The organism is Sphingomonas faeni (assembly GCF_024273235.1).
Taxonomy (GTDB): Bacteria; Pseudomonadota; Alphaproteobacteria; order Sphingomonadales; family Sphingomonadaceae; genus Sphingomonas; species Sphingomonas faeni_A.
In genome coordinates, this window is record NZ_JANBVH010000005.1 from 113818 (window position 1) to 125524 (window position 11707).

Sequence of the window (11707 nt, forward strand, 5' to 3'; positions counted from 1 at the left end):
GCGACCCGATCTCAGTGCTTCAGCGGCGCGAACGAGAACAGGCCACTGCGATAGTTCATCACGACCGTCGTCGGCGTGATGCCGCCATGCGCGACTATGCGCGCGGCTTCGGCGCTCGGCTTCGAATGACCGAGCCGCGGGTTGCCGGCAAAGCCGATGCCGTCGTGCAACAGGCTGAACCCGTGGCCGCCGCTGCGCGAATGCACGACGCTGAGCGAATAATCGCCTGCCGCCGGGACGCGGAGGCAGAGTTGCGCGGGGCCGGATGGCGGGACGGCGATCACCGCGCGGCGGAACGTCTTGCCCTGCGACACGAGCACGTTGTCGTCGGCGAGGAAATCGCCATCGGTCGCGGGATAGACTTCGGCGCGCAGGGTGCCGGCACGATCCTTCAGCCCCTCGACCGTGACGAGGATCGCGGGGCCCGTTTCATGCGGCCGGCACCGCGCGGCCTCGGTCCCGAGCCTCGGCGTCGAGGGCAAGGTGGTCGGCGCCGCGGATTGTACCGCTGCGGCCAGCAGCGCGAGGATCGGGAGGCTCATTGGGTCTGTTCCGGATTGGCGAGTTCGACAGCGGTCAGGACGGCACCCAGCAGGAGATGCGTGACCAGCCAGAGTGCGGCGATCATCGCCATCATTGCGGTCACCTGCGACGCCTGCCCGACCGTGAAGGCGACCAGGCCGGCAAACACGATGTCCTTGTTCGGCAGCAGCGGCAGGCGCGACACGAGCAGCCGCAGCGTGGCGAGCACCAGCCACCAGGCGAGCGGCGCGGCGGGCATCGCGACCGCCCACAGCGCAGCGGCCAGCACCGTCGTCGCGACGATCCGCAGCAGGTGGATGACGGCGATCCGCTGGAGCGCGTCGCGGGTCAGCGTGAACAGCCGCTTGCGCATCACCAGCACGACCACCGACGGCACTGCGATGCTGGCGGCCGACACGATCATCACCTTGGCATCGGTGCCCAGGTTCAGCGCGGCGAGCGATCGCCAGCTGACCACAGCAAGCACAAGCGTGCAGCAATTGGCGACGACGGCCGACAGGATCGACACGTCCTTGATCGTCCCGAACGGCGTACCGATCAGCGACGCGTGCCGCCGCGCCCAGGCATAGAAATACAGCTCGCCCGAATAGCCGGCGACGATCTCGTTGCTGATCCGCTTGCGCAGCAGCGCCAGCATCCCGCGCGGCGGCAGGTTCCAAAGGCGACGGTAGATGACCCATTCGCTCGCGGGCAATGCGAGATAGCCGGCGGCGAACAACAGCCAGAACAGCGGCGAGCGCGGCACCATGCCGATGACTGCGCGCACGTCGAGATGCCGCAACTGCCACAGCGCCGCGATCAGGATGGCGGCCGACAGCAACGGCGTCAGGCCACGCGCCAACAGCCCCTTCTGCACCGCGATCGGCTTGATCGGCGAAGGCGCGGGCGGACGGTCGTACAGGTCGCCACCGCGGGGATAGGCCAGGCCGGCATGGGGCAGACCGGCATGGGGCAGGCGGGCATGGGGTAAGCTCGCGGGATTTATGCTGGCCGGGGTCACGTCGCGGTCCAGATTTCGAAGCGCAGCGACGCTGCGGCGGTACACGAGCCGAAGTTTGTCATGGCCCTGAGACGCCACCGCGCTGCAGCATCCGCAGTCTTCGCCGCGCGTCCCCGGCAAAATTCTCGGGATTGATCAGGTCTGGGCATTTCGACGACGGAAACGCCCCGTTCGCCGGAAAATTTTCGGCAGCGGACTGCGGATGGAATTACGCGGCGCCGTCTGCCGGGCATGCACGTGCACGACGCTCGCGAGGTAGGATGATGACGGCCGCGACGACCCCTTTGCCCGATCGACGCCTAGTTGTGTCGATCCACGACGTCTCGCCCGCGTTCGAAGATTCGATTGACCGCCTTGCGGACATGATCGGCGATATCCTGGGTGGGCCCCGCTTCGCGATGCTGGTGGTGCCCGATCACTGGGGTGCCGCGCCGCTGGACCGCGCGCCCGCGTTCGCGCGCCGGTTGCGTGGCTGGGCCGGTGCGGGGGTCGAGATGTTCCTGCACGGCTGGTTCCACCGCGACACGAGCGATCACCGGGGCGCCGGCGCGGCGATCAAGGCACGCTACATGACCGCGGGCGAGGGCGAGTTCCTCGGGCTGAGCGCGGACGAGGCCGAATTTCGCATGCGGCGCGGTCGCGACGTGGTCGAGCAGGCGATCGGTGAGCCCGTCGCCGGCTTCGTCGCGCCGGCCTGGCTGTACGGTGCCGGGGCGATGACGGCATTGAAGGCCTGCGATTTCGCGCTGGCGGAGGATCATTTCCGGGTTTGGCGGCCGGCGACCGGGGCGGTCGTCGCGCGCGGGCCGGTCGTGACCTGGGCCAGCCGGTCGCCTGCGCGCACCGCGAGCTCGCTCGCGGTGGCCGCCGCCGCCCGCGCGCTGCCCGATTGGCTGCCGACGCTGAGGGTCGCGGTGCATCCGGGCGACGTCACGAAGGAGTCGCTCATGACGAGTATCGATCGGACGATCCGGTCGCTGTCGGGCCGTCGCACGGTGGCTCGCTATGCGGATTTGCCGGGCGTGGAAGGCGGGCGCGGGGGCTCGCCGATCGGATCCGGTCTGGTGCCAGAAGGTGTGTCATGAAGGGAGGTCTGTCATGAAGATCGTCGACGTCTGTGCCTTCTATACGCCGAGCGGTGGCGGCGTCCGTACCTATGTCGATCGCAAGCTGGTCGCGTTCGCCGAGCGCGGGCACGAGATGGTCGTCGTGGCGCCCGGCGCGCGCGACGGCCAGGAACGGCGTGGGCCGCATGCCAGAATTCGCTGGGTACGGTCGCCGCGCTTCCCGCTCGATCGCTCCTATCGCTATTTCGGCGACCGTGCGGCGCTCCACCGCGTGCTCGACGAGGAGGATGCCGATCTGGTCGAGGTCTCGTCGCCGTGGCGCAGCGCATCGATGGTGGCGGACTGGCGCGACACGCGACGGGCGCGGGCTCGGCTGTCGCTGATCGCGCATGCCGATCCGTTGTCGGCCTATGCCTATCGCTGGTTCGGCGCGGTCGCGTCGACGCAGACGATCGATCGCGCGTTCGACTGGTATTGGCGCCACCTGCGCCGGCTGGACCAACGGTTCGACATGATCGTCAGCGCCAGCGACAGCCTGAGCGAGCGGCTGCGCGACGGCGGCCTGCAAAAGGTGCTGACCGATCCGATGGGGGTGGAGCCGGGCCAGTTCTCGCCGGCGCTGCGCGATCCGGCGACGCGGCGCGAGATGCTGGCGTTGTGCGGACTGCCCGGGGATGCGCTGCTGTTGATCGGGGTCGGGCGTCACGCGCCCGAAAAGCGTTGGCCGATGGTGGCGCAGGCGACCACGCTCGCCGGCGCCAAGGTGCCGGTCGGGCTGGTGATCGTCGGCGGTGGATCGCGGCAGGGGCCGGTGATCGAGGCGATCGACGGCAACCCGCACGTCCGCCTGATCGAGCCGACCACCGACCGGGCGGCGCTGGCACGGATGATGGCCAGTGCCGACGCGCTGATCCATGGTTGCGAGGCGGAGACGTTCTGCTTCGTCGCGGCGGAGGCGATCGCGTCCGGCCTGCCGCTGATCGCGCCCGACCGTGGCGGCGCCGCCGACCTCGCCCGCGCGGGCGGCGGCGTGCTCTACCAGTCGGGCGACCCGGTGGCGGCGGCGGAGGCGATCCTGACGATCGCGCGCGCCGGCGCTGCACCCCGCGCAATCCGGCCGGTGCGGACGATGGACGAGCATTTCGACGCGCTGCTCGCGCTGTATGCGGGCCAGGATCTGGGCGCCGGACGATCCAGGTTGGAAGGGGGAGCAGGTCGATGACCGTGATCGCCGCGCGGTACGCGCTCGACGTCGATCCGCCGGTCGCGCCATCAGCGGTTTCATCGATGGGGGCGCCTGATGCCAGCTGCGACTTCAGCGGCGACGGGCGACTGCCCCGCGACGCCGCGGAGGATCGATCGGCCTGGACCTGTCCGGGGTTCTATCTCGCCATGCCGACCTGCGCGCTCCTGATGGCGTCGGTCGCGATCATCCGGCTGTACCGCGTCGTGACGCTGGGCTTCGTCGGCGGAGCGTCTTGAGCCGCCGTCACCGCGGGGTGCGGACGAAGGTCCCGGCGGTGACCGCGGCGTTCTGGGTCATAATGATTCTCGCGACCACGCTGGGCGAGACCGCCAGCGACGCGGTCAGCCTGTCGATGAAGCTCGGATATCTCGCCGCCACGGGCATGTTCGCCGCGATCCTGGTGCTGCTGGTCTGGCGGCAGACGGCGTCGCGGCGTTATCGCCCGTTCCTGTACTGGGCGACGATCATCGCATCGACCACCGCGGGGACGACGATGGCGGACTTCGCCACGCGGTCGCTCGTGATCGGCTATGCGGGTGGCTCGCTGATCATGCTCGGCTGTGTCGCAGGGGCGTTGCTGAGCTGGCACCGGACGCTCGGATCGGTGTCGGTCGCGACGATCCGCGAACCACGCGCGGAACTGTTCTACTGGCTCACGATCACGCTATCCCAAGCGCTGGGCACCGCGCTCGGCGACTGGACTGCGGATACCGGCAGGCTCGGCTATGGCGGCGCGGCGATCGTCTTCGGGGCGATGCTGGCGGTGATCGCCGCCTTTTACCTTTGGCGTTCGATCGACCGCGTGCTGCTGTTCTGGAGCGCATTCATCCTGATCCGGCCGTTGGGCGCGGCGGTCGGCGACCTGCTCGACCAGCCACTCGATCATGGTGGGCTCGCGTTCGGCCCATCGTCGGCGTCGGGCCTGCTGGTCGGTGTCATCGTCCTGCTGGTGGCGCTATGGCCGTTATACCCGTCGCGGACCCGGACGACCGTCACCGCGTCTTAGGCAGCGACCCGAGACCGGCGATTTTCGGCGCGACATCGGGCACGTACGGGAGCATTAGCCACGGCACGACGGGGCGCCCACGGCATGCGTCTCGCCGCCGCGTGGCAAGCGTGTAAAAGATGCCGGTGACTTTCGGAGGCATGCCGTAGCCGACGCCGACCAGATCCAGCCTGCCGGTCTTTCGGCGGTGCTCGCGGCCAACCGCCACCAGCTCGTCCGGTTCTTCACCGGGCGAACCGGCAGCGTCGCGGAAGCGGAAGACGTCGTCCAGGAAATCTGGCTTCACGTCGGGCAACCGCCGAAAGCCGATGGTGTAACAGGCGAGCCCGGCGCTGGCCCGATCGCGAACCCTCTCGCCTATCTTCACCGGGTCGGCATGAACATCGTGCTCGACCGGGTCCGCGCGAACGGGCGTCGCCAGCGGCGTGATGCAGGCTATGTCGACGCGACGACCTCGACCGTGGGGGCAGAGGCGATCGACGACGCGCCGTCCGCCTTCGATGCGGTCGCGGACAAGGAGCGCATGGCGCGTTTGACGACGGCGCTGACCGGCCCGCCCGAAGGGGCGATGCGGGTGTTCCGCCGGCACAGGATCGACGGCGCCTCGCACGCCGAGATCGCAGCCGAGTTCGGCATTTCGCGCAGTGCGGTTGAAAAGCATATCGCGGTTGCGCTCCGGCATCTTCGAAAGGCGCTCGATGATTGATCGCGATTTCGGACTGCGGTTCGCGATATCCCGTGGCGTCAACAGGATAGGCTGGGAGCCCTGCTGGCAAATTGCTTGGCGATCGGGCGCGCAACTGGGCGGGGGGCATCCGCCGGAAAGGAGGGCAGCATGACAGATACACGGATGGCGACCGACGCCGCGGCGACCTGGCATGCGCGCCTCGATTCGCCGGATATGGACTGGGAGGATTTCGGGCGGTGGCTCGACGCCGACCCCTCGCATCGTGCCGCCTATGACGCAATCGCGGTCCTGGATGCGGAGATCGGCGAACGCGCCGCGGCGATCGCTGCGCTTTTGCCCGCGAACGATGACGAGGTTGCCGTACCTGCCTCGGATGCGGGTGTTCCGGACGCTGGCTCGGCCTCGCGCGGGACGCGGTGGCGGTGGGCGGCGATCGGGACCAGCGGTGCGCTCGCCGCCGGCCTCGCGCTCCTGCTCGTCGCGCCGTCGAACGATGGCGCCGCGCAAGTCTATGCCACCGGCCGCAGCGAGACCCGGTCGGTCACGCTCGACGATGGCAGCCGCATGCAGATCGACCGCGGATCGCGCGTGTCGGTGACCGGCGGCGGTACGCCGGTGATTGAGATCGCGCAGGGCGCGGCGAGCTTTGCGGTCCGTCACGATCCGTCGCGCGTGCTGATGGTGCGCGCCGGCGGTTACGAGGTGCGCGACGTCGGCACGCGGTTCGACGTCGTCAGTGCCCGCGGACGGGTCGCGATCACCGTCGCGCAGGGCATGGTCAGCGTCGTGCCGAGCGGGGGAGCGATCGGCGATGCGACGATGCTCAACGCCGGTCAGAGCCTGACCATCACGCCCGACAAGCAGATCGCGATACGCGGGCGGATCGACCCGGCGCGCGTCGCGGACTGGACCGATGGTCGTCTCGACTATGACGGCGCGCCGTTGACGCTGGTTGCCGCCGATATCTCGCGGTATGCGGACAGCCCGCTGGTGGTCGATCCATCCGCGGCGGACCTGCGTTTTTCCGGGGTGTTGACGATTGGTGATGGTTCGCGGCTCGTCGATCAGCTTCGTGCGGTGCTGCCGATACGCGCTCGTCGCGTCGCTGGCGTCGTGCATCTGGACGCTGCCGGCCCACGCTGAGCGTAAAGCCGGTGGCCGGCAGGCGATAACGATCCCTGCCGGAACGCTGCGATCGGCACTGGACGCGCTTGCGCGCCAGACCGGCATCTCGATCGGTATGGCGGGAACGCTGCCCGATCTCCGCGTCCGCCGGATCGATCGCGGCAACGATATCGCGGAGGTGCTGGAACGAATCCTGTCGGGTAGCCGGCTGCGCGCCGTCCGCATCGATGCGATGACGTGGCGGATCGAGACGATCCCCGCCAAGCCGCCGCGCCTGCCCGCTCGTGTGTCGCCGCCCCCGTTGGCCGGCGGCGACATCATCGTCATCGCCAGCAAGCGCGACGAACGCCTGTCCGATCTTCCCGCCTCGATCAGCATCGCCGATCACCATGTCCTCGACCGGCTGGCAGGACGGCGCGGGCTGGTCGACGTGATGGCGGCGACCGACAGCGCGTTCTCGACCAATCTCGGCCCTGGTCGCGACCGCATCTTCCTGCGCGGGGTGGCCGACAGCGCCTTCAACGGTACCAGCCAGTCGCTCGTCAGCCTGTATCTCGACGACGTGCGGATCGGTTACGCCTCGCCCGATCCCGACCTCAGGATGGTCGATGTCGAGCGCGTCGAGGTGCTGCGCGGGCCGCAGGGTACGCTCTACGGCACCGGTGCGCTCGGCGGGGTCGTCCGGATCGTGACGGTCGCACCCGATCTCGATCGCTGGACCGGCGGCGCGGCGATCGAGGGGACCGGCATCAACAACGGCGCGCTCGGCGGTGCGGTCGAGGGAACGCTCAACGTGCCGATCGTCGCGGGCACGCTGGCCCTGCGCGTATCGGGATGGGGCGAGACCATGCCCGGCTGGATCGACGATACCGGGCGCGATCGTCGCGACGTCAACCGCACCCGGCGGGTCGGCGGCCGTGCCGCGTTGCGCTGGGCGATCGGTGGCGGCTGGTCGGCGACGGTCAGCGGCGTCGCGCAAAGGATCGACGCGCGCGACAGCCAGTACGCGACCGACGGCCTGTCCCGCGCGACGCGTATCGCCGAACCGCAGGACAACGACTTCACGTCGGGTGCACTCACCATCCGCGGGCCGATCGGCAAGCTCGAGGCGCAGGCGACGACCGCCTATGTCGACCAAGAGTTCGGCAGCACGTACGACGCCAGCATCCTCGCACCCTCGCTCGGGGTCTCGGCGCCGCTAGCCTATATCGAGGATCGGTCGGCGCAGCTCGTGTCGCAGGAGGTGCGGCTGAGCGACCCGACCGCCCGCCATCCCTGGCTCCTCGGTGCGACGGTGCTGCATTCCATCAGCCGACTGGAGGGCCGCTTCGTGCCCGTCGGCGGTGCCGCCGCCATCGCCGTACGCCGCGACGAGGAAGACGTGACGGACGTCGCGCTGTTCGCCGAAGGGACGCAACGCCTGAGCAATGCGCTCGATTTCAAGCTGGGGCTGCGCGCTTTCTCGACGACCAGCCATCTCCAGCAGCAGGGCCCCGACCGCGAGCGGGCCTCCCGCCTCGGCGTGACGCCGAGCGCCACGCTCAGCTGGCACCGCGACGGCCTCGGGCTGGTCTGGCTGCGGTATGCGAGCGCGATCCGGCCGGTCGCGATCAGCCGGACCGCAGCGCCTGCCGATCGCCGCATCCCCGGCGACGAGTTGCAGAGCCTCGAACTGGGCTGGCGGATACGCCTTCTCGACGATCGGTTGAACCTGCACGGCGCGGTGTTCGGCTCGACCTGGGAGCATCTGCGCAGCGATACCGTCGGGTCCGACGGCCTGCTTGGCACCGTCGATGCGGGCAATGCGGTCAACTACGGCATCGAACTGGGCGGACGGATGTCGCTGGCGCCGATGGCGATCGATTTCGGCGCCACGCTGCAACGCGCCCGCCTGACGTCGAAATCGTCCGCCACGAACCTCGACCGCGACGATCGCCGCCTGCCGGTCGTGCCGGACGTGTCCGCCCATGTCACGGCGTCGCGCAGCCTCGTCGCGTTCGGGTTGCCGGCGACCGTCTACACGGCCGTGCGCTACACCGGGCGGACGCGCTTGAGCTTCGATCCGCTGCTCGACCGGCCGGCGGGGCATTATGCGACGGTCGATACTGGCGCCACGTTCGATCGCGGCGCGTGGCGCTGGTCGATCGACGTCACCAATCTCCTCGACAGCCGCGGCAACAGCTTCGGCTTCGGCAACCCGTTCACGCTCGCCACCAGCACGCAGACCGTACCGGTCCAGCCGCGGACGGCCACCGTCCGGCTTGCCATCGGCTGGTGACGGACAAGCCCTTGTATGAACGCGATTTTAAGAGTCCGCGATGGCCTGGTGACGACAAAGGCCCTACCATGCGCGTCATGGCCGGCCTGTTCATCTCCACCGTCGTGACGGCATTGCTGTCACGCCCCAGGCTTGCCGCTTCAATCGCATCGGCGGCGCTCCTGTCGAGTTGTGCCGGCGGCCCACCACCCTCTTCGATCGCGGCACCCTCTTCGATCGCGGCAGGGCCGCCATTCGTCGCCGAACGCTTTTTCGCGGGCCGCCTCGACGGAACCGGGACGCTCAGGATCCCGCTCCACGCGCCCTCCACCACGCACGTCACCAGCATCGGCAAGGTCGCCCCCGACGGTACGCTGACGCTCGACCAGCATATCGAGCAGCAGGGAAAGCCCGCACGGGACAGGCAGTGGCGGATCCGGCCGCTGGGCTACGGACGCTACACCGGCACGCTGACCGATGCGACCGGGCCGGTGACCGGCGAGGCGGTGGGCAATCGCCTGCACCTGAGCTTTCCGATGAAGGGCGGCATGCGCGTCGATCAGTGGCTGACGCTGTCGCCCGACGCCCGCGTTGCGCAGAACCGGATGATCGTCCGCAAGCTGGGCGTCACCGTCGCCACGCTCGACGAAACCATCAGGACAGTGCCATGAGCGTGCATCGTGAACGTCATCTCGTTTCCCGCACCGGGTGGTTGCGCGCGGCGGTGCTCGGCGCAAACGACGGCATCGTCTCGACCGCCAGCCTGATCGCGGGCGTCGCCGCATCGGGCGCGACGACCGGCGCGGTGCTGGTCGCAGGATCGGCGGCGATGGTCGCGGGGGCGATGTCGATGGCGGCGGGCGAATATGTCTCGGTCAGTTCGCAGGCCGACAGCGAGACCGCCGATCTGGCGCGCGAGCATGCCGAACTGACCAGCGACTGGGTGCACGAGCATGACGAACTCGCGCAGATCTACGTCGCGCGCGGCCTTGACGCATCTCTCGCCCATCAGGTCGCCGAGCAGTTGATGGCCCATGACGCACTCGGGGCGCATGCCCGCGACGAACTCGGTATCTCGGATATCGTCATGGCGCGGCCGGTCCAGGCTGCGTTCGCCTCGGCCATCAGCTTCGTCACCGGCGCCGTCCTGCCGTTGGCGGTCGCCGCGCTGACGCCCGCGCCGCAGCGACTGGTCGTGGTCGTCGGCGCGACGCTCGTCTTCCTCGCCATACTCGGCGTGGTCGGCGCCAGGGCAGGGGGTGCCCGGCCGCTTCGGCCCGCGCTCCGCGTCTTGTCATGGGGTGCCGCGGCGATGGCTGCCACCGCCGGCATCGGTCATCTCGTCGGGACCGCCGTCTGATCTTTCCGCCGACCTGCCCGGCGTTGCATAATTGTCATCGTGAAGATTTCTTTCGAGAAAAGATCCGATTTGATCGACAATTCTGGGCGCCGTCGCACTGGCATAGGGCGGTCGCAGCGACGGCGGCAGGCTATTGTAAGCTCATGCCGGGCGGGGGGGCGATGAACGGCAAGACGACGCTAAAGTGTTAATAAGGAAGCAGTTTACCGATAATTGACGCCTGTCGTCTGGACGCGTCGATCGCTGTCCGATGACTAGGCTGCCGTAGCGGAATGTCAGGCTCCATCGCGCCGATGTCGCCGACGTCGTGCCGACCGGTTGTAAATTTAACCGGGCATAAGGTTAACTATCTCGAAAACCTTAACTGCGACAGTCCTCGTATAAGGAGCCTTATATGAGACCCGACGTTAAGGCGTTATTAGCACGACTAGGACAGCGCGATTTCCAGTATCGCCAGTTCGCCGATCCTATTGCCGATGTCGAGCCGTGGCCGATGTTCGCCGCATTGCTTGAAGATGACCGGGTCGTCGGTCGCGCCGAGACGGTCGATAACAGGCAACATGCTGTAAAATCGTCAAACTTTCTTGGAGAATATAGCGACACGACTTCCGTGAACGCGCCGGTCGAGCGGCAGGGGGGCAGTCTTCGCGCCTTCCTGTCCGGCCTGTCGGACGATGGCGGGGAGCGTCGCTAGATGCCGTTGATCCTTTGCCATTCCCCGGTCGGCGGCGTCGGGACGACGTTCCTCACCGCGCATCTCGCGCTCGGGCTCGCCTCGCGCGGCTATGACGTCACCGCAATCGACTTCACCCACGCCGACGCGCTCAAGCTGTTCTTCGGGATGCTGCCGACGCAGGAAATCCCGGCAATGACCGATGCTGCCAGCGAAGGTATCGTCGTCGACGGAGTCGAACTCCTGTCCGGCCATGCCGCCGCGCAGAGCGGCAGTTTCGGCCGGTTGCTGGCACAGCACGCGACTTCGCCGTTCGACGACGACCGGATCGTGATCGCCGACGTCGCCTCCGCCGATCTCGCGCTCAAGACCAGCCTGTTGTCGCATGCCGCGCTGCATCTGTGCGCGCTCGCACCGCAGCCGACGTCGCTGGCGGCGCTGGCGAAGGTCCAGCCGGGGACGCCGACGATCGATCTGGAGCAGACCGTGTTCGTGCTCAACCAGCTCGACGATACGCGCAAGCTGTCGCGGCACAGCCAGATCTTCCTGCGAGCGCTGTTCGGCGAAAAGCTGATCGCGACGGTGCGTCGGGACGAGGCGGTGAACGAGGCGCTGGCGTCGTTCCAGCCGGTCGCGCGCTACGCCAAGCAGAGCGTCGTGCTGTCCGACCTCGCGACGCTGACCGCCGCGATCGAGACGCGCTGCGGCTTTGTCTCGCGAGAGGATCGGGCCCAGTGAAGAC

Annotated in this window: 13 protein-coding genes; 11 read left to right on the forward strand and 2 right to left on the reverse strand. The window is 68.5% G+C overall.

Translation table 11 applies throughout. The features are described from left to right. Positions 1-11: 11 nt before the first annotated feature. Complete coding sequence (locus tag NLI89_RS04070; RefSeq protein WP_254685851.1) at positions 12-542, reverse strand: DUF2141 domain-containing protein; 531 nt, start codon at positions 540-542, stop codon at positions 12-14. Next, positions 539-1588 (reverse strand): hypothetical protein, encoded by a 1050-nt coding sequence (locus NLI89_RS04075; RefSeq protein WP_254685852.1) that lies wholly within the window; start codon positions 1586-1588, stop codon positions 539-541. Before NLI89_RS04075 ends, NLI89_RS04070 begins: the two co-directional genes overlap by 4 nt. A 218-nt stretch (positions 1589-1806) precedes the next feature. On the opposite strand from NLI89_RS04075, the gene NLI89_RS04080 reads away from it, so the two are divergent. The 11 genes from NLI89_RS04080 (at position 1807) to NLI89_RS04130 (ending at position 11703) form a co-directional block, all read left to right on the forward strand. Then, positions 1807-2628 carry a DUF2334 domain-containing protein gene (locus tag NLI89_RS04080; RefSeq protein WP_254685853.1) on the forward strand — a complete coding sequence of 274 codons (822 nt, stop codon included), beginning with the start codon at positions 1807-1809 and terminating at the stop codon, positions 2626-2628. A 13-nt stretch (positions 2629-2641) separates the two neighbouring features. Then, positions 2642-3832 carry a glycosyltransferase gene (locus NLI89_RS04085; RefSeq protein WP_254685854.1) on the forward strand — a complete coding sequence of 397 codons (1191 nt, stop codon included), beginning with the start codon at positions 2642-2644 and terminating at the stop codon, positions 3830-3832. Then, positions 3829-4092, forward strand: coding sequence for a hypothetical protein (locus NLI89_RS04090; RefSeq protein ID WP_254685855.1), 264 nt, complete (start codon positions 3829-3831; stop codon positions 4090-4092). Before NLI89_RS04085 ends, NLI89_RS04090 begins: the two co-directional genes overlap by 4 nt. Beyond that, a complete protein-coding gene (locus NLI89_RS04095) occupies positions 4089-4862 on the forward strand; it encodes a COG4705 family protein (RefSeq protein WP_439144470.1) in 774 nt (257 codons plus the stop codon). Before NLI89_RS04090 ends, NLI89_RS04095 begins: the two co-directional genes overlap by 4 nt. A gap of 187 nt (positions 4863-5049) precedes the next feature. Beyond that, positions 5050-5568, forward strand: coding sequence for an RNA polymerase sigma factor (locus tag NLI89_RS04100; protein WP_254685856.1), 519 nt, complete (start codon positions 5050-5052; stop codon positions 5566-5568). A 129-nt stretch (positions 5569-5697) separates the two neighbouring features. Continuing rightward, positions 5698-6693, forward strand: coding sequence for a FecR family protein (locus tag NLI89_RS04105; protein WP_254685857.1), 996 nt, complete (start codon positions 5698-5700; stop codon positions 6691-6693). Beyond that, a complete protein-coding gene (locus NLI89_RS04110) occupies positions 6596-8953 on the forward strand; it encodes a TonB-dependent receptor (RefSeq protein ID WP_254685858.1) in 2358 nt (785 codons plus the stop codon). The genes NLI89_RS04105 and NLI89_RS04110 overlap by 98 nt, the downstream gene beginning before the upstream one ends. Positions 8954-9021: 68 nt before the next feature. Further along, on the forward strand, positions 9022-9603 hold the full coding sequence (locus NLI89_RS04115; RefSeq protein ID WP_254685859.1) for a DUF3833 family protein: 582 nt from the start codon (positions 9022-9024) through the stop codon (positions 9601-9603). Continuing rightward, on the forward strand, positions 9600-10292 hold the full coding sequence (locus NLI89_RS04120) for a VIT1/CCC1 transporter family protein (RefSeq protein ID WP_254685860.1): 693 nt from the start codon (positions 9600-9602) through the stop codon (positions 10290-10292). Before NLI89_RS04115 ends, NLI89_RS04120 begins: the two co-directional genes overlap by 4 nt. Before the next feature lie 394 nt (positions 10293-10686). Then, positions 10687-10986, forward strand: coding sequence for a hypothetical protein (locus NLI89_RS04125; protein WP_254685861.1), 300 nt, complete (start codon positions 10687-10689; stop codon positions 10984-10986). After that, on the forward strand, positions 10987-11703 hold the full coding sequence (locus NLI89_RS04130; RefSeq protein WP_254685862.1) for a cellulose synthase operon protein YhjQ/BcsQ: 717 nt from the start codon (positions 10987-10989) through the stop codon (positions 11701-11703). The last annotated feature ends 4 nt before the right edge of the window (positions 11704-11707 follow it).